The organism is Synechococcus lacustris str. Tous, assembly GCF_003011125.1.
Lineage (GTDB): Bacteria > Cyanobacteriota > Cyanobacteriia > PCC-6307 > Cyanobiaceae > Synechococcus_D > Synechococcus_D lacustris.
This window is the reverse complement of record NZ_PXVC01000043.1, coordinates 1-17,918: the sequence shown is the minus strand read 5'-3', so window position 1 is coordinate 17,918 and position 17,918 is coordinate 1. Positions and strand designations below refer to the sequence as shown.

Sequence of the window (17,918 nt, the reverse complement as noted above, 5' to 3'; positions counted from 1 at the left end):
CTTTTAACAAGCTAAGCCATTGAGGATATGAATCTGCACAACATATACGTAAATGATTGCAATAATAAAATGCGTTTAGCCCTGGGCAAAAGTGGTAAAAGAATGTTGTTTGTTATTGGTTTGAATCCCAGCACCGCCACTAATGCAGAGGCAGATCCCACGATTAAGAGGGTTGAAAAGGTTGCAAATAATGCTGGGTTTGATGGATATCTGATGTTAAATCTTTGCTCAATACGCTCAACTCAGATTAATGATTTGCCCCATAGGTATCAAGCCAAAACATTCAACTCTAATCTGGATTTGATTGTAAGTTTTTTAATCTCTAGCCCATCTCCAGCGGTGTGGTTGGCCTGGGGGGAAGGAATTTTAGCAAGGCAATTTTTTGGATTAACATTGATTGAAATGCTGCAAAGGGTTGCTGGAAAACAAGTTGGTTGGTTGCATTTTGGACCCCTCACMAAAGCCGGCCATCCAAGGCATCCATCGCGTTTAAACTATCTATGGGAGTTTTCTACTTTTGATATAAAAGGCTACATTCGCTCCAGGGTTTGGATGCCAAGTAGTTGTAGGCCTAGCTCTAGGGTATTGGCGCAGAGATTGCAAAGTGCAAGCCGAGAACTTCTGGCGGGCTCCTCTGCTTTTAACACTGGAACTTGATCATAAAAACGGTTAAAACTTTGGCTTAATTCAAAAAGATAATTGCATAAACGRTTTGGTAGTAGTTCGGTTTCAACGTCGCTTATGATCACATCCAATTGTAATAATTGTYTGGCTAAYGCCCACTCTTGTGGCTCTGTGAAAATTAGTTTATCCGGCGTTGCGCCATCGAGGCTTCCCCCTTTGCGGGCGATCCCTTTGATTCGCACGGCAGCATATAGTAAATAGGGAGCGGTATTTCCATTGAGGGCTAACATGCGTTCAAAACTAAATTGATAATTGGTGATTCTGTTTGTACTTAAGTCGGCATATTTAACAGCTGCAATGCCCACAGTTGTGGCTACATGTTGAATGAAATCTTCTGATTCATTGCGATCTTCTTCATTTAATCGGTTGCGTAGGTTTGTGCCACAATGTTCAATWGCCTCCTCTAATAAATCTTTTAGGCGGATGGTGTCKCCAGATCTGGTTTTTAGTTTTTTGCCATCAACACCCTGCACCAAGCCAAACGGTACGTGTTCAACTGTTGCCTCAGCAGGAATCCAGCCAGCCCTTTTTGCCACCTGAAAAACGGCGCTAAAGTGATTTGCTTGCCCCGCATCCGTAACATAAATAACCCGTGTTGCGGCATCACCATCTGCCCCTAATCGATAACGAATTGCAGCTAGATCRGTGGTGGCGTAGTTAAAACCACCGTCGCTTTTTTGCACGATTAATGGCAGWGGTTTTCCCTCCTTACCCAGCATCCCCTCGAGAAATACACAGCGGGCGCCATCATCGGTTACGAGCAGGCCTTGCCTATTTAAATCATCTACAACATCCTGTAATTTAGGGTTGTAGAATGATTCACCGCGYTCTTGCAGGTTAATATCTAAAGTATCATATATTTTCTGGAACTCTTTGCGTGATTGCTCGCATAACAAACCCCATGCCTTTAGGGATACTGGATCTCCAGCTTGTAATTTAACAACCTCCTCCCTCGAGATTGTTTGAAATTCAGAATCGTTATCAAACCKTTGTTTTGCCTCCCGATAAAATGTAACTAGATCGCCTAAATCAATGGCATCAGCAGTGTTGAGGGCCTCTGGGGCAACCTGCTTCAGCTGGCTGATTAACATGCCGAATTGTGTACCCCAATCCCCCACATGATTCAACCKTAATACTCGATAGCCGCGAAATTCCAGCACCCGCGCTATGCAATCACCAATGATCGTGGAACGCAGGTGACCCACATGCATTTCCTTGGCGATATTGGGGCTTGAAAAATCAACAATAATTGTTGCCGAATTGTTTATTTCGTTTATAACTTTTTCAACGCCAAGGCGTGGATCTTCCAGGCGGCCATGGAGCTCAGCTGCCAATACTTCAGCTTTAAGCGTGAGATTTAAAAAACCAGGTCCTGCTATTTGAACTGGTTCGCAGAGCTGCTTAAAAGTGTCATCAAGCTGTAKTTGAGCGGCGATGGCCTCGGCGATTAAGCGCGGTGGTTTGCCCAAACGCTTGGCTAGGCCYAGGGCRCCATTGGCTTGAAAATCACCAAATTCCGGTTTGCTGGCGGGGCCAAGGGCKGGATCAAGTTCTTCTCCATCGGCAGCAGCTTGGGGGAATGCCCGTGCAATTGCAGCCTTGAGTTGTTGCTGAAGGCTATGGGCAATTTGCAGCATTGGCACTAAAACGCATGCTTATGTCTAGCCAGGGGCTGCGGGTGATGGCAGCACTGGTGGAGATCAGATCAATGCCGGTGTTGGCATAGCCCTGCAAATGGTTTGGRTTTACTCCGCTTGCCTCAAGCCATATGGGCACTCCCCTGGCTGCAGCCAGGGCCCTTAGTTGCGGCACCAATTGCTGCAGCTCATCAAGCTTGAATTCATCYAATAAAACTGCATCGGCGCCAGCTTGCACAGCAGCGTTTGCTTCCGCGGCTGTTTCRGCTTCCACAATCACCCTGGCGGGCCATGGAGCTGAGTTTCTAACGGCCGCCACCGCTTGGTTTATGCCGCCACCCCAAGCGAGATGATTTTCCTTAAGCATGGCGGCATCATCAAGGCCAAGCCTGTGGTTGGTGCCACCACCACAACGCACTGCATATTTCTCAAAMACCCTCAACCCTGGGGTGGTTTTACGGGTATCGGCAAGGCGTACCCCTGTGCCAACTAGTTGCTCCACCAGTGCWGCTGTGGCGGTGGCAATGCCGGAAAGGTGCATCGCCAGGTTTAGGGCAGTGCGTTCTGCCCCCACCAAGGCGCTGGCCTTGCCCCCAAGGGCAATCAAACACTGGCCAGCAGCAATCTTTTCTCCATCACTTACCAGCAATTCCACCTTTGCCTGGGGATCAAGCATTTGAAATAGTGTTTTGGCTAACTGACCGCCGCAAAACACACCTGCCTGTTTGGCGAGCCAGCGGGCCTCACCGTTGCTACTAGCCAAGGCTGCAGCTGTGAGATCACCACGGCCCAGATCTTCATTTAGCCATTGCTGCAGCTGCTGCTGCAATGCAGGGGTGAGGGCTAGGTGAGCCAAAGGATTAAGGCGAAGTTTGTTTGATCTGGTTGCGATTTCGGCGGCACTTTTCCGAGCAATACAACACGTCTTCCCATACATGTTCCCATTTTTTGCGCCATTGAAAACTAAGKCCGCAAACTTTGCAGATCTTGGTGGGTCTATTGAGGTGGTGCGGCATAGTGAAATTGGATCAGCRTTAATGGAGCCAAGCTTCAATGCTAATAACAAAAAGCAATGAAATTGCACCTAGTTGGAAATAGCGATCATATGTATCTAGTCGTTTTACTATTTTTTCTGTTTGTTCGGTAGGTAACAGTTCTACTTGGAGCGGTGAAGACCCTGAACTYAGCCTGTARGGCCGGGGTATGYGGCACCTGYGCCACCAAGCTGCATGCGCAAGTTAAATTAAAGCTTTAAAACCAATCTCTGCACTTGACCGAATGCTTTCRGGCAACAATCCTGAATARGTGCTGCTTTTAAATTGTGGAAACCATCGATTGGCTTTGGATTTTGCATCCATTTCTTGCGGTGGTTTTGATTTATCCCTTAATTGGTGTTGTATTGAGGCTCGGCGTGCAAACCCGCCAGCGGCGCYTGGGAACTGCCCGCCTGCCYGYYACCACGGGCAGTGAGCACAACGATTTAGGCCAATGGTTGGCCCTAGGTGTTGTTTTAATTTCGCTTGTTGCCCTCACAGTAGTTATTGCAACGGATAAACCCCTTAATCAATTTGTTGGTGGCCCAGCACGGCTTRTGGAGCTGCTGCTTGTTCTCGTTGGCACAGTGGTTTGTTTACTTGCCCTCTGGCGATCTAGCAGCCAAKCRATGCGTTTTAGTTTTGCTTTTATCACCTGGGCSGGGGTTATTGGTTTAGGCGCTCAGCCTGAGGTTTTCCGTTTGGGTGATAATCCATTTAAACCCGAGTTCTGGCAATCCCACTATTGGGCRGGGGTGGCAGTGGTKGGTTTGATGTTGTTTTCGYTAGGGGCAAAAAATGAAATTCTGCGTCAATTGCGTTGGCGCAGAATCCATGTGGCGGCCAATGTGTTGGCGGCCTTGTTATTTGTGGTTCAAGGTATTACTGGCACCCGTGATCTTTTGGAAATACCTCTRCATTGGCAGAAACCTGCCCTTGCTACCTGTGATTGGTTAACCCATAAATGTGTTGCGCCAGCAGCTTTAATTAAATGAAATCTGGCTTTGCACTGCTTGCAATCTTCATAATTTTACGKGGAAGCGATAGTACAATTTTAAAAGCCCTGCAGCGGGCCGGCTCAATCACCCATAGTTCCGGTGGGGCAGAGGTAATTAGTTTTTGCAATGTTTTCTTTTTCTCTAGCCTGGTGTGCGGGCTAGCGATGGTGCTATACGACAAAAATGCTCTTGTGATGAGCTTGCCACGCTTGCAAAAGAATGATCGTTTGTTGCTCATGCTTCAAAGTTTCAGYGGTTTCTTCCTRGGGCCAGTTGCGTTTTTTTTCGCCCTTTCCCATCTCACGGTGGTGCAGCAAACTCTTTTGTTTAGCCTTACGCTTCCCTGCACCGTAATACTTGCTAATCTTTTRCTAAAGGAGCAATTTCCGCGTTTTTTTGCGATTAGTATTTTTCTAATTAGTATTGGTTTATTTATGGCGAACTATGGCGAAAGTAGTTTGCCTATGGCAATGGCAAATCAAACGGCTGGAATTTTGTGGGGATTGCTTGGTGTGATTTCCCTATCWTTCAGTGGCATTCTTAATCGCATCACCGCCCAGAGGGGTTTTGGTGTGGGGCTCACTATTGGGGTAAATAGTTTGGCTGCCGCTGTGGCGTTYGGGATAATTGCCCTCTTGATCTATGGCCCTTCCCATTTTTRTTATTTGCGGATTTGGTGGGTTTTRGGTGTGATAGGYGCCTATGCAATTACCATCAGTTTGGGGAGTGTATTCACATTGATGATGTGCTATGAAAAACTGGGGGTTATAACCGTGAGCTTTTGGTCTTCCCTCACTATTCTTGTGGCCATTGCAGCGGCATCAATATTATTGGCTGAGCCACTGCAGTGGCAAAGTATCGTTGGGGCTGTGATTATTCTTGYTGCRATATTAGCCATGCAATTTTCAACAAAACCAAACCTWAGAGTTTAGTGTTTGATTGCTAGCTATRCTGCATGGGKTAAYCACTACCACTTCYCCACCCATGTTCAAATCTAGCTCCATTTTTGCCTTGGCCCTCGGCTTAGGYGCCCTGGCACCCGCTGCCCTGATTGCTGCCCCCCATGGAACTGCAATAGCGTTGCAAAAAGCTGAAGCTCCCGTTACTGGCACCGTAACAGTGGGCCATGAGGGARATAAAACTACTTTGGTTTTTAGTAAAGATTTCAGCACCAATCCAAAGGCACCTGCCTTACAGGTTGTGTTGCTTAAGTCTTCCRCCCCTCTGAAAACTCTYAAGGCTCCTAGCTATCCACTTACCCCTGGTTCCTACACACAAGTGGCTCCACTAAAGAGCTATAACGGCGCACAAACCTATACCCTGCCAGCCGGTGTTGATATAAACGCCAGCGGTTCTGTGTTGATCTGGTGTAAGCAAGCTAATGCCACCATGGCTTGGGCRCCACTTAAATAGATTCAGAAATAGATTTAAAAATAGATTKGGTTTATATACATACCCCCGAAGGGGGTATGTATWTTTATTTGCCTATGCAAAATTTTGAGAATACGCGATCAAGCACTGCTTCTGATATCTCAGCACCGGTAATTTCGCCTAAATGTGCAATAGCTTCGCGTAAATCTATTGTCCAAAAATCCCAGGGCAATTGATTATGGGCTGCAGCAAAGCAGCCATCTAATGCCTTYGCTGCAGCTTTAGTTAAATCTTGTTGGCGGCGGTTTAATGCCAGYTGAATGCCGCTATTATCCAGGCAATAACCGCAGCTAAGTAGTAATTGCTTTTTTARATTATCAATGCCAATTCCCTTTTCGGCGCTGATTTCGAGGGCATTTATTGCRTTGAGTTTGTTGCAATCTGCTTTGCCTAAATCAATTTTATTGCCAACTAGTAGCAGTGGAATTTYTTCAGGTATTTCAAGCTTTAGATKTTCATCTGCAGAATTCCAACCTGCATTTATATTAAACATTAATATAACCACATCMGCATTTGTTAGGGCCCTGCGGCTGCGTTCAATACCCAGTTGTTCTACCTTGTCTTGGCTTGCGCGAATGCCAGCTGTATCAAGCAAGGTGATGGGAACACCCTCAATAACTAATTCAATATCCAGGAGGTCGCGGGTGGTGCCGGCTTGATCGCTAACTATCGCCCTTTCATTTCCACATAGGCGATTAAGTAAACTGCTCTTGCCCACATTGGGTTGCCCCACAATTGCCACCCGCAACCCCTCCCTGAGCATTTGCCCTTGGTTRGCAGCTGTTATCAATAATTGCATTTCCTCTGCAACATTCTTTAGYTCTGCAGTAACCGCTTGCGGATTTAGGCTTGGTAGATCTTCTTCAAAATCAACCCGCGCCTCTAATTCAGCTAATTGATCCAGAAGCCGTTGCCTWAGCGCTTCTATTTTTTCTTGCACKCCACCAGAAAGCCCCGCCATTGCTAGTTGGGCAGCGCGCCCACTGCGGGCCGTGATTAGATCAATTAGTGCTTCRGCCCGAGTGAGATCTAAGCGACCATTAAGAAATGCCCTTTGGCTAAATTCCCCTGCCTTGGCCCGTTCGGCRCCAGCGGCTAGCACCAGATCCAGCACCCGTTGYACAACTACTACACCRCCATGACAATGGAGTTCCACAACGGTTTCACGGGTGAAGCTGCGGGGTGCACGCATTAAAAGCAGCAGCGCTTCATCGATGCGTTCGCCACTGCTTGGTTCCACCACATGGCCATAAAGCACCCGATGGCTTTCCCATTCTTGATGGCCGGCGCAAACAAAAAGTTGCTTGCCTATCGTTTCAGCTTKGGGCCCACTAATACGCACAATTGCCACACTGCCTTCACCTGGGGCAACAGCCGTTGCCACTGCTGCAATTGTGCTGTTGCTGTTATTCATGGCGTAGCGCCAGCGACCAATAAATAATTAGAACTACGCCAACGCTTAAAAATAATCCGCTYAGGCTGGCGCACAGAATTCGATTTCCTGGCAGCAGCACCGTTCGCACTATGCCGTAGGGAACCACCGTKAGTAGTTGTAGGCCCAGGGCAACAAGCGCCAAAACAATTCCCCAGCGGCGCCTCAGCAGCAGGGCCCAGCAGGCAATTGTTCCAATRATCAGGGCGGGTAGCCAGCCGGCAAGGGCCACCACAAAGGTTGTGATGTGCAACTGATCTGGTTTTGTTATTGMAAKTTGTATGGCAAATGCGCAGGCAATAAAKGCAAGYAAATTAAAASATAAACCCAGCGATGCTAGCCKGCGGTTGTTATTTAGAGTGATTAGTTTAGCCAATGCCAGTACGGGCGATGTTGAGCACATCAGCCATGGAGCGAATCTGGCCAATGGTTGTTTGCAATTGACTGCAACTGCTGAGYTCGATRCGTAGATCTATYCTGGCWGGCTTGCCAAATGCAGTGCGAACTCTGGCATCACTAACGTTGATGCGACTATCTGATAGTTGGGTGAGGATATCTTTTAATATGCCAACTCTATCTAACACTTCGATTCGCAATTGGGTGGGRTAGGTGCGGCGATGTTCAGAGCTATTGGGATTCCAGCGCACTGGCAGGCGCCTTTCAGCTGGTGTTTGAGCCAAATTGCTGCAGTCTTGGCGGTGAATTGTGATGCCATGGTTACCAAGGGCCACCGCCCCCATGATCACCTCACCCGGCAGGGGGCAGCAGCAACCACCTAGGCGRTATTCCARGCCTTCCAARCCAAGGATTGGAATCCCATTGGTGCTACCACTGGSAAGATCTGAGTGTTCAGAAAGRCTCTTTGCTAGTTCTTCATTGCTAACTTCTGGTGCKGCTGCTTCCTCCTGTAAACGCAGCTCTTCCCGCAGGCGATTGGTAACTTGATGCTGGGTAACACCACCGAAACCTAAGGCGGCTAAAAGATCATCAACATTTGCGAGATTGCAGCGCTTGGTAACACGAGCCATCGCCTCGCCATGGAGCAAGCTTTCCAGCCCATCACGRCCAAGTTCGCGTTCAAGGATTTCTTTACCCCTAAGGATATTTTGTTCTCGATGGCTGCGTTTATACCATTGGCGAATTCTTTCCCGCGCCGTTGGCGTGGCAACAAAATTCAACCAATCCAGGCTGGGGTGAGCATTTTTGCTGGTTACTATTTGAACAAAATCACCATTTTGTAGCGGCGTTGTGAGATTGCAAAGACGATCGTTTATTCTTACGCCTTGGCAATGATTGCCCACTTCGCTGTGGATGCGATAGGCGAAATCTACGGCTGTKGARCCTTTGCGCAAACCCACCACATCTCCTTTGGGTGTAAAAACAAAAACCTCTTCRTCAAATAAATCTTCTTTAATTGATTTTAAATAATCGTTATGGTCTTCACCAGCGGCCTCCTTTTGCCAATCCACCAGCTGTCKTAGCCAATTGAAACGAGCCATTTCATCGCCATCGGCGGGTGAACCACCCTCTTTGTATTTCCAATGGGCGGCGATGCCATATTCGGCTACATGGTGCATATCGGCTGTGCGGATCTGAACTTCAATTGGTCGATGCCTACCRATTACAGCCGTATGTAGCGACTGATAACCATTTGGTTTTGGTAGGCCTATGTAATCTTTAAAGCGTCCAGGTATTGGTCTAAATGTATCGTGCAACACGGCTAAGGCGCGGTAGCAATTTTCCACCGAGGAGGTAACTATTCTTAAGGCGGCAACGTCGTATATCTCATGGAATGCCTTCTGCTGGCGCTGCATCTTGCTCCAGATGCCATATAGATGTTTTGGGCGGCCAACCACATCGCAGCCCTTGATTCCAGCCGCATCAAGCCTGCTTTTTAATAGCTGCACAGTTGTTGCTAATCGATCCTCTCGATCGCTGCGCTTGCTGGCCACCTCCTGTTGTATCTCACGGAAGGATAGTGGCTCTAATACTTTGAAAGCCAGATCTTCTAATTCCCACTTAAAGCGTCCAATCCCTAATCGATTGGCAAGCGGTGCATAAATATCACGGGTTTCTGTTGCGATCCTTACCTGTTTATCAGGCTGCAGGGCACCTAGGGTACGCATATTGTGTAATCGATCGGCTAATTTCACTAAAACAACGCGAATATCGCTTGCCATAGCCAAAAACATTTTGCGTAGATTTTCCGCCTGTGCTTCTGTGCGATTAGTGAAATGTATACCCCCTAATTTTGTTACACCTTCTACTAACCCTCTCACTTCAGCGCCAAAACGAGCTTCGATTTCGTTTGGTGTTACGCCTGTATCTTCCACCACATCATGTAAAAAACCCGCAGCGATTACCGCAGCGCTGCCGCCGATATCCCTCAGCAGATCAGCTACCGCTACGGGATGGATGATGTATGGCTCGCCACTGGCCCTTACCTGGCCGCTGTGCAGCTGGTAGGCAAAATCAAATGAAAGCGCCAGCARTGCTTCTGGGTCGGTGGGGCAGCTATCGCCYCGCCCAGCAGGCACATTGGCAAGGCAATKCTCGAGCCATTCCGGCAAGGGAATGTTGTAGTTGCAAGGGCCGCAGGATTTTTGCGGCAGTGGTGCCGTTGCAATACACACACCTCGATCGGCGGCTTCGAGCATCGATCCTTCAGATTGAAGCCATGCTATTCAGCAACGGCTACAAAACCCCAATACCAAAGCTTTAATCCTCAATGGAAGCCGCCGCTAATTCGATGGTGCTCCAACTTGATCAGTTGGTGGTGGCTTATCCCCACACGGCTGAACCCACCCTGCAGGGTTTAAATCTCAGCYTGCAACGGGGGGAGCGGCTTGCCCTGGTGGGGCCTTCGGGCTGTGGCAAAAGCACCGTGGCGAGGGCTGTTTTACAACTTTTGCCCCCTGGCAGTAGAACCGCTGGCGGCCTGCTGCTGTGCGGCCAGGATCCCCGCACCTTGGGCCCTAGGGCCCTAAATCGCTTGCGAGGTGAAGCGGTGGGTTTGGTGTTCCAAGACCCCATGACTCGCCTAAATCCTTTGTTAAGCATCGGCGAACACATCAGCGATACCTTGCGGGCCCATCGGCCTGGCTGGCTGAGGGAGCAGGTGCGCCAAAGGGCAGAGCAATTGTTGSAACGGGTGGGCATCACAGTGGARCGTTTCAATAGYTATCCCCACGAATTCAGTGGTGGCATGCGTCAACGGGTGGCGATCGCCCTTGCGATGGCCTTAAATCCGCCGCTTGTAATCGCCGACGAACCCACCACCAGCCTTGATGTGGCAGTGGCAGCWCAGGTAATGGCCGAACTATGCGGCCTTTGYGAAGAGCTGGGCAGTGCCCTTTTGTTGATCAGCCACGACCTAGCCATGGCCGGCACCTGGTGTGGCCAGATGGCAGTGATGGAGCGAGGAAGTTTGCTGGAATTGGCTACTTCAGAGCAGGTGCTAACCAATCCAAAGCAACCCCTGAGTAAACGGCTTGTGGCCGCCGCACGGCTGCGGGAAGGCAGCGGCACCCCGCCCCTTGCGGCCACAGCTGTGCTGCTGGAGGTGCATCAATTGCGCTGTTGGCATCGCTTGGCTTCACTGCCATGGCGCCGCAGGTGGCTYAAATCAATTGATGGGGTGAATTTTCGCCTTCATGCCGCTGAAACCCTTGGGGTGGTTGGTCCTTCCGGCTGTGGCAAAAGYACCCTGTGCCGCGCCTTAATCGGTTTGAATAGYTTGMGAGGCGGCTCCGTGTTGCTGCAGGGCAGAGACCTTCARCASCTGCGGGGWAAAGAACTRCGCCTTGCTCGCCAACGCGTGCAAATGGTTTTTCAAGATCCTTTGGCTTGCCTGAACCCAGCCATGGCGGTGCAGGATGCAATCGCTGATCCCCTCTTGATCCATGGCTTGGCTTCGAAGGCTGGGGCCCGCAGCCAGGCCGTAGCACTGATGGAAGCAGTTGGTTTAGCAGCTGGATTTGCTAACCGATTGCCGCGGGAATTATCGGGCGGTCAACAACAGCGGGTGGCGATTGCCAGGGCCTTGGTTTTAAAACCCAGCGTGTTGCTTTGTGATGAATCAGTGAGCATGTTGGATGCAGAGGTGCAGGCAGATGTTTTGCAATTACTGCGGGATTTACAGCAACAATTTGGCTTAGGAATCATTTTTGTTACCCATGATTTAGGGGTGGCAAGTGGTTTCTGCCACCGCCTAATTGTTTTAGACCAAGGCAAGATCGTGGAAGAGGGGCCAGGGGATCTGYTGTTGCACCAGCCTGAAGCCGCAATTACCCGTGAATTGGTTGCGGCCTGCCCGCGGCTACCCCAGTTGGTGTGAGCCATGGCTGAACTGCAAAGGCGCCTATCCCTATTCAGCTTGGTGATGGCCGTGGTTACCAGCACCATCGGTTCTGGCTGGTTATTTGCCCCTTATTTAACGGCTCAGTTAGCAGGRCCAGCCAGCCTATTTAGTTGGTTGGCKGGCGGGGCTATGGCATTTTTGATCGCCTTGGTTTTTGCTGAACTTGGTGCCTTGGTGAGTAGTTCCGGTGCCTTGGCGCAGATTCCACTGCTCACCCATGGCCGCACCGCTGGTTTTATTGGTGGTTGGACAGCATGGCTTGGTTATCTMGCCCTGCCTGCCATTGAAGTGATGGCAACAGTTCAATATTTGGGTGGCAGTTTTCCATGGCTTGCAAGTTATGGAGGACCATGCTTATTACTGCTATTTGGCTGGATAAATCTGGCTGGAGTAGCAACCTTGGCCCGCTGGATAGATAGCCTAACAATTTGGAAATTACTGGTGCCCTTAGCTGTTTCTATTGCCTTGATATTTGGTGCTGGCCACTGGGGTAATTTACAGGTGGCAGGTTATCAACAGAAGGGCATACTTGATGCTTTAAGTACCGGTGGAATTTTATTTAGTTTGCTGGGTTTTCGCACCGCCATGGATCTCGCAGGTGAATCGCGCCATCCCCAGCGCGATGTGCCCCTGGCCATGGCTTGTGGTTTAGGAATTTCTCTGTTTATTTATCTTGTTTTGCAATTTGCTTTCCTTGTGGCAGTACCTCCRGCGTTGCTCGCTAATGGTTGGAGTGGTTTGCAATTAACTGCCCATGGKGGCCCACTGGTGGCGGTTGCTTTGGGGGGTGGTTTTAGTTGGCTAGCTAATTTATTAATTACCGATGCTGTGGTTTCACCCAGCGCCACCTCAATGGCATAYATGGGTACCGCAGCAAGAGTGAACTGGATGATGGCCCGCTGCGGTTTGCTGCCAGCAGCTTTTACTAAAATCAACAGGGCGGGGGTGCCTTCTCTGGCATTGGTTGCAACTGTTTTAATTGGTTTGCTCTTACTTCAAGGCGGAGCCAGTTGGTCTAAGGCCGTTGGTTTTATTACCTCGGCTTTAGTTATTTCCCTTGCCATGGGGCCAGTTAGTTTGATTGCTTTACGTGAACAAGCGCCTCAGGTTTTAAGGCCTTACAAATTACCTGCAGCCGAATATTTATGCCCTTTGGCATTYGTTCTTGCCACCTGGGCAAYCTTTTGGTGTGGTTGGGATAGTTTGCAAGTGGCGTTGCCACTGATTCTTGTGCCTGCCTGCATTTATTTGTTAGCAAAACGGCGGAATGAAGTGGAAATTAAATCAGCTATTTGGTGGTTTGTTTATTTAATTGTTATTGGATGTGCCTCCTATCTTTTTGGAGCTGATCGTTTGTTTCCTTTAACTGAGGCTTGGCAGCTTTTTGTGTTGGCTGCTTTTGGCCTCTCGGTTTTCCCTTGGGCAGTGCGCACGCGTTTGGATCAACCATCACCCCACGCGATGGTGCAGCTTGGGTCTTAATGCTTTGAGTAAATTCTCAAAGCTTTCCGGCAGGGGTGCCTTAAGCACCATCCTTTCYCCCGTAACAGGATGGTTTAAGCCCAGCTCCACCGCATGCAGGGCTTGCCCGGCTAGATCCACCGGCAGTTTGCGACAACGGCTGTAGGTGGCGTCGCCCACCATTGGATGACCCATATGGGCGCAGTGCACCCGAATTTGGTGGGTGCGGCCGGTGTCGAGCTTGAAACGCAAAAGGGAATAGTCGCCGAATCGCTCCAGTAGCTGCCAGTGGGTGCAGGCGTAGCGACCCTGTTCATCGGCAACAACCGCATATTTTTTACGRTCTACCGGATGSCKACCAATGGCRCCCACCACAGTGCCTTCAGCGGCATTTGGTGCCCCATGAACAACTCCCAAATATTCACGACTGGCAATCCGTTGTTGAATTTGAATTTGTAATTTCACYAACGCCTCTTGGCTTTTTGCAATCACGATGCAGCCGGTGGTGTCTTTATCAAGGCGATGCACGATCCCAGGCCGCATTTCGCCGCCGATGCCTGGTAGATCAGGGCAGTGGTGCAATAAACCATTTACCAAGGTTCCGCTTTTATTGCCCGGCGCCGGATGCACCGTKATGCCAGCTGGTTTATTRAGCACGATCAGATGGGCATCTTCAAACAACACATCAAGGGGCATCGCCTCTGGTTTTAGGTATTCCAGMGGTTCCGGCGGCGGCATCCATAGCTCCACGCAATCGCCAAGGCGCAAGGGTGTTTTGGCTTGGCCGGTAACACCATTYACCCGCACATAGCCGSMATCAATAAATTTTTGAATTCGTGCCCTGCTCTGTTCGGGCCTTTGGCTTACCAACCAGCGATCAAGCCGCATCGGTAGGGGCTTGGGATAGCTGAGAGCTAACAATTCCCCCTCCCCCTGGCCAAATTCCAACCTGCTCTCTGCTTTAGCCATAGTTGAAAGCTAAGGGCATATCTCAGGCAACTCCAAGGCAATGGCCCCTAGGCGAGCGCCACGGAAATCATCAAGCAGTTTYGTTGCCATGCGCAGGCTGTCGCCACCGGTGTGACGTTGGGCGGCAGCTTCAAACCAGCCCTCCACATCAGGTGCCCCAGTGGCCAAAGCAGCCAGTGGTAAGCCGTAGCGCTTTTGCAATAGCCCCGGMGGCACGCCAGCTGCTGGGGTTGTTTGCAARTTAGTGATCATTTTGATGAAGGCCTTTGCCACCGCTTCCGAGTCGTAGGCCGCTTGGCCGATGTCGTCGCATAGGGCAAGCCTTAGGGCGGCCATTTGATCATCCAAGCGCGGCGGTAAAACACCTGGAGCATCGAGTAGATCGAGATCTTGGCCAAGCCGCACCCAACGCAAACTGCGTGTTACGCCTGCCCGGCGGGCGCTATCCACCACTTTCTGCCGCACTAAACGGTTGATYAGGGCTGATTTACCCACGTTGGGGAAGCCAAGCATCAAGGCCCGCACGGGCCGTGGTTTCATATCCCGCTCCGCCCTGCGGCTATTGAGGCTGTGGCCAGCACGAATGGCTGCCTGTTGAAGTTGTTTTACACCTGTTCCCACCTTGGCGTCGCACCACCATGGGGTTTGGCCTTGCTCGCGAAACCAGGCATCCCAYTGCTGCTGGGCTTCCTTGCTAACCATGTCGCGACGGTTCAACACCAACAGGTGTTTTTTGTCTTTTATCCAACGCTGTAAGCGTGGATGGCCAGTGGCTGTGGGGATGCGGGCATCACGCACCTCGATCACCAGATCCACCTTGGCCAGATGGCCATTYAGGGCCCTTTCCGCCTTGGCGATGTGGCCCGGATACCACTGGATCGCCGGAGCGGCACTACTGAGCATTAGGGCACCACCAACACTGCGCAGGGGGCCAGTTGAATCACCCGGGCGGCGGTGCTTTGTTGGTCATTTTCAAGGCTGATGCCGCGGGTGCCCATCACGATCAGGTCGGCTTCGATTTCATCTGCCACATCACCAATCACAAAAGCGGCCTTGCCTTCACGCTCGATTACCTCGCAGCTGATGCCAGCCCGTTCAAAGGTGTCGTGGGCTTGTTGCAGCAGCTGAGCAACCCCATCGGGGTTGGCCATGGTGGTGTCATTGCTGTCTACCACTGAAAGCAAYACGAGCCTGCTGTTGTGTTGYTGCACCATTTTGAGAACGGTGGCAGCGGTTTCAAGGGCCGTGCGGCTGTGGTCGAGGGGGAAAAGGATGGTGCGGAACATTGAATGCACAGAACCAACACATACCTTGTCCTAGCTCGCCACTGGCCGCTGGCAAGTGGTTAGGCGTTAATCTCAGCGGCGTTCCCCTACCCATATCCCATGGCTAAGCGCTCTCTCACCGCTCTCACCGCCGATGAGTTGCGCGCAAAACGCGTGCTTGTGCGGGTTGATTTCAATGTGCCCCTGGATGAAGCAGGTGCCATCAGCGACGACACCCGCATCCGCGCCGCCTTACCAACAATYAATGATTTGATCKCTAAGGGCGCCAAGGTGATCCTTGCTGCCCACTTCGGTAGGCCTAAAGGYGAAGTGAATGAAGCGATGCGCCTCACGCCCGTGGCAGCCCGTTTAAGTGAACTGCTGGCTAAGCCTGTTGTTAAAACCGATAGCTGCATTGGAGCAGATGCGGAAGCCAAGGTGGCCGCCATGGCCAATGGTGATGTGGTGCTTCTTGAAAATGTTCGCTTTTTCGCAGAAGAGGAAAAGAACGATCCTGGTTTTGCAGCCCAGCTGGCCAAGTTGGCTGATGTTTATGTGAATGATGCCTTTGGTGCAGCCCATAGGGCCCATGCCTCAACCGAGGGKGTAACCGCCCACCTAAAGCCAAGTGTGGCTGGTTATTTGATGGAAAAAGAACTGCAATATTTGCAGGGTGCCATCGATGAACCAAAGCGCCCCCTRGCCGCAATTGTTGGTGGCTCCAAGGTGAGCAGCAAGATTGGCGTRTTGGAATCTTTAATYGATAAATGCGACAAGGTGTTGATCGGCGGCGGCATGATTTTCACTTTTTATAAAGCCCGTGGTTTAGCCGTTGGTAAGAGTTTGGTAGAGGAAGACAAACTCGAATTAGCTAAGGAATTAGAGGCCAAGGCCAAGGCCAAGGGAGTTGAACTCTTGCTTCCCACAGATGTGGTGTTGGCAGATAATTTTTCTCCCGATGCCAATAGTCAAACCGTTGCGGTTGATGCCATCCCCGATGGTTGGATGGGCCTTGATATTGGGCCGGATTCAATTAAARCTTTCCAAGCGGCTTTAGCCGATTGCAAAACCGTTATTTGGAATGGCCCCATGGGCGTATTTGAATTCGATAAATTCGCCTCTGGCACTAATGCGATTGCCCACACTTTGGCGGAGCTGAGCGGCAAGGGTTGCTGCACGATCATTGGCGGTGGTGATTCGGTAGCAGCCGTGGAAAAAGTTGGTGTTGCYGAAAAAATGAGCCACATCTCCACCGGCGGTGGTGCCAGCCTTGAACTACTAGAGGGCAAGGTGCTCCCTGGCGTAGCAGCTCTAAACGACGCCTGATTCGTTTAGGCGTCCCCAGCTGTGGTTACCGATCGGGAAAGGGAGCTGTCGAAAAAGTTTTGGCAGCGGCGGCAGGGTGGGGTGTTGCRGCCCCGCCGTTGGGTTGGTGGCAAAAGRAGTTGGTGGTGGTTGGTGGGCCTAGGCGCTTTCCTCTTGGCCCTGTTGCTCGCCCGTTAGGGGTTGTTCATCGTTTATTTCCAGCACTGCCCGCAACCAATGGCGCATCTGCTGGGGCAGCAAGCCCTGCTCGTAGCGCAGCAGGGCTTCCATCAGCACGGGGCTGTTTACCCAAGTTGGCCCCATGCCGATCAAGCCATTGCCTCGGCAGTGTTACGAACTTTTTAACGGCGGGCCACCACCCGCACCATGCGGCTCACGCTTACGGTGCCCTCTGGATGCATCAACAGCACCGCCCAAGACTGRCTACCTGGTTTGTAAGGGGCTTGGATTGTTTTAAAAATACCGCCGCCGTTTAAGGCGCCAAGGGAGATGTCGGGGCTGCGCAAACTTGCGATTGCCTCCCGCGAAAGTTCGCTGATTCCGCCCGCTAAAACAGAATCTTTTAACGGTTGATCGAGYACYACATCGAAGTCGTAGCGCTGGCCCGTGAGCACCTCCTCGGGGGCGATCACACTTACGGCCAAATTGGCTTTGCCACTACGMARAATTGATTCCTCCCCAAGGATTTCTTGGGAGCTGAGCCTRTTGCCGTTTTGTTGCACCGCTAATTTTTGGCTTGCCTCTAGCCGAAAAGTGCGGCCAGCCTCCTGGTGGTTGCCGGTTACTTTCACTAAAAGGGTGCTGCGTCCATCTTTTAGGTCGGGGCCGCTATTTAATTGCCAGCGGGCATCACTAAAGGTTTGACGCAGCAATTGCAGCCGGCTTTCCAARCCAGTGGGGTTAAGGCCTGGGCCCTTCTCGAGCAAACCGCTCAGGCCAGCGCTGTTATTGCTATTGAGAGCGTTTTCAAGGGCGCGCACCAAATCATCACTTAAACGCGCTTCTGCCCTGGGCAGCGCCGCAGCCACGGGCAATAGGGCGATTAATGCTCCAAGGGCGTGGGGGAATAAACGCCTCAGGGAAACAAACACAAAAACTTGATTAGCTCCCTTTAAGTTAGGCGGCGCTTGCCCAAAGTTCATGGCCCGGCTTTTGATCGCCGCCAGCGGTACCGGTGGCCACCTATTCCCCGCCCTGGCGGTGGCGGAACGAATGCCTATCGATTGGCAGGTGAGCTGGCTTGGGGTGCCAGATCGCTTGGAGCGTGATCTGGTGCCATCCCATTACCCGCTGCACACGGTGCGGGCGGGGGGGCTGCAGG

General features: G+C 51.0%; 18 protein-coding genes and 1 pseudogene. 8 read left to right on the top strand and 11 right to left on the bottom strand.

Going from position 1 to position 17,918, the window contains the following annotated elements:
- Positions 1-27 precede the first annotated feature (27 nt).
- Positions 28-471, top strand: a pseudogene (locus tag C7K08_RS16885) (DUF1643 domain-containing protein); the annotation flags it as partial.
- A 59-nt stretch (positions 472-530) separates the two neighbouring features.
- Here C7K08_RS16885 and argS read toward each other — a convergent pair.
- From argS to C7K08_RS09155, 3 genes are read right to left on the bottom strand one after another with little or no spacing between them, the layout of a single operon-like run.
- On the bottom strand, positions 531-2,321 hold the full coding sequence (gene argS / locus C7K08_RS09165; RefSeq protein WP_106500333.1) for an arginine--tRNA ligase: 1,791 nt from the start codon (positions 2,319-2,321) through the stop codon (positions 531-533).
- A complete protein-coding gene (nadC, locus tag C7K08_RS09160) occupies positions 2,302-3,177 on the bottom strand; it encodes a carboxylating nicotinate-nucleotide diphosphorylase (RefSeq protein WP_241537179.1) in 876 nt (291 codons plus the stop codon). The genes argS and nadC overlap by 20 nt, the downstream gene beginning before the upstream one ends.
- A gap of 4 nt (positions 3,178-3,181) precedes the next feature.
- Positions 3,182-3,337, bottom strand: coding sequence for a DUF2256 domain-containing protein (locus C7K08_RS09155; protein WP_106500331.1), 156 nt, complete (start codon positions 3,335-3,337; stop codon positions 3,182-3,184).
- 305 nt (positions 3,338-3,642) lie between these two features.
- Between C7K08_RS09155 and C7K08_RS09150 the strand changes: the two genes are divergently transcribed.
- The 3 genes from C7K08_RS09150 to C7K08_RS09140 all read left to right on the top strand — a co-directional run bounded on the left by C7K08_RS09150 (position 3,643) and on the right by C7K08_RS09140 (position 5,766).
- Complete coding sequence (locus tag C7K08_RS09150) at positions 3,643-4,350, top strand: DUF4079 domain-containing protein (RefSeq protein WP_106500330.1); 708 nt, start codon at positions 3,643-3,645, stop codon at positions 4,348-4,350.
- Positions 4,347-5,285 carry a DMT family transporter gene (locus tag C7K08_RS09145; protein WP_106500329.1) on the top strand — a complete coding sequence of 313 codons (939 nt, stop codon included), beginning with the start codon at positions 4,347-4,349 and terminating at the stop codon, positions 5,283-5,285. The genes C7K08_RS09150 and C7K08_RS09145 overlap by 4 nt, the downstream gene beginning before the upstream one ends.
- A 79-nt stretch (positions 5,286-5,364) precedes the next feature.
- On the top strand, positions 5,365-5,766 hold the full coding sequence (locus tag C7K08_RS09140) for a DM13 domain-containing protein (protein WP_161955864.1): 402 nt from the start codon (positions 5,365-5,367) through the stop codon (positions 5,764-5,766).
- A gap of 64 nt (positions 5,767-5,830) precedes the next feature.
- Here C7K08_RS09140 and mnmE read toward each other — a convergent pair whose 3' ends face one another.
- The 3 genes from mnmE to C7K08_RS09125 form a co-directional block, all read right to left on the bottom strand.
- Positions 5,831-7,198 (bottom strand): tRNA uridine-5-carboxymethylaminomethyl(34) synthesis GTPase MnmE, encoded by a 1,368-nt coding sequence (mnmE, locus tag C7K08_RS09135; protein WP_106500327.1) that lies wholly within the window; start codon positions 7,196-7,198, stop codon positions 5,831-5,833.
- Entirely contained in the window at positions 7,191-7,469 is a 279-nt protein-coding gene (locus tag C7K08_RS09130) for a hypothetical protein (protein ID WP_133165203.1), read from the bottom strand. The genes mnmE and C7K08_RS09130 overlap by 8 nt, the downstream gene beginning before the upstream one ends.
- A 115-nt stretch (positions 7,470-7,584) precedes the next feature.
- On the bottom strand, positions 7,585-9,873 hold the full coding sequence (locus C7K08_RS09125) for a RelA/SpoT family protein (protein ID WP_106500325.1): 2,289 nt from the start codon (positions 9,871-9,873) through the stop codon (positions 7,585-7,587).
- A gap of 71 nt (positions 9,874-9,944) precedes the next feature.
- On the opposite strand from C7K08_RS09125, the gene C7K08_RS09120 reads away from it, so the two are divergent.
- The gene (locus C7K08_RS09120) at positions 9,945-11,552 is read left to right on the top strand and encodes an ABC transporter ATP-binding protein (protein WP_106500324.1); all 1,608 of its coding nucleotides are present in this window, start codon (positions 9,945-9,947) and stop codon (positions 11,550-11,552) included.
- A gap of 3 nt (positions 11,553-11,555) precedes the next feature.
- Positions 11,556-13,058, top strand: coding sequence for an APC family permease (locus C7K08_RS09115; RefSeq protein WP_106500323.1), 1,503 nt, complete (start codon positions 11,556-11,558; stop codon positions 13,056-13,058).
- On the opposite strand, the gene C7K08_RS09110 is transcribed toward C7K08_RS09115, so the two are convergent.
- The 3 genes from C7K08_RS09110 to C7K08_RS09100 are packed head-to-tail and all read right to left on the bottom strand — an operon-like array spanning position 13,026 to position 15,292.
- Complete coding sequence (locus C7K08_RS09110) at positions 13,026-14,006, bottom strand: RluA family pseudouridine synthase (RefSeq protein ID WP_106500322.1); 981 nt, start codon at positions 14,004-14,006, stop codon at positions 13,026-13,028. The genes C7K08_RS09115 and C7K08_RS09110 overlap by 33 nt on opposite strands.
- Positions 14,007-14,015: 9 nt before the next feature.
- Positions 14,016-14,909, bottom strand: a complete 894-nt coding sequence (ylqF, locus tag C7K08_RS09105; RefSeq protein WP_106500321.1) for a ribosome biogenesis GTPase YlqF — start codon at positions 14,907-14,909, stop codon at positions 14,016-14,018.
- Positions 14,909-15,292 (bottom strand): universal stress protein, encoded by a 384-nt coding sequence (locus tag C7K08_RS09100; RefSeq protein WP_106500320.1) that lies wholly within the window; start codon positions 15,290-15,292, stop codon positions 14,909-14,911. Before C7K08_RS09100 ends, ylqF begins: the two co-directional genes overlap by 1 nt.
- A gap of 99 nt (positions 15,293-15,391) precedes the next feature.
- Here C7K08_RS09100 and C7K08_RS09095 point away from each other — a divergent pair, with 99 nt between their 5' ends.
- A complete protein-coding gene (locus C7K08_RS09095) occupies positions 15,392-16,597 on the top strand; it encodes a phosphoglycerate kinase (RefSeq protein ID WP_106500319.1) in 1,206 nt (401 codons plus the stop codon).
- 138 nt (positions 16,598-16,735) lie between these two features.
- On the opposite strand, the gene C7K08_RS16000 is transcribed toward C7K08_RS09095, so the two are convergent.
- Positions 16,736-16,900: a hypothetical protein gene (locus C7K08_RS16000; protein WP_162842900.1), complete on the bottom strand. Its 165-nt coding sequence runs from the start codon at positions 16,898-16,900 to the stop codon at positions 16,736-16,738.
- A gap of 38 nt (positions 16,901-16,938) precedes the next feature.
- Positions 16,939-17,688, bottom strand: coding sequence for a hypothetical protein (locus C7K08_RS09090; protein WP_241537178.1), 750 nt, complete (start codon positions 17,686-17,688; stop codon positions 16,939-16,941).
- A gap of 49 nt (positions 17,689-17,737) precedes the next feature.
- Between C7K08_RS09090 and C7K08_RS09085 the strand changes: the two genes are divergently transcribed.
- Positions 17,738-17,918: glycosyltransferase (locus C7K08_RS09085; protein ID WP_161955863.1), on the top strand; the 181-nt coding region annotated here is incomplete at its 3' end.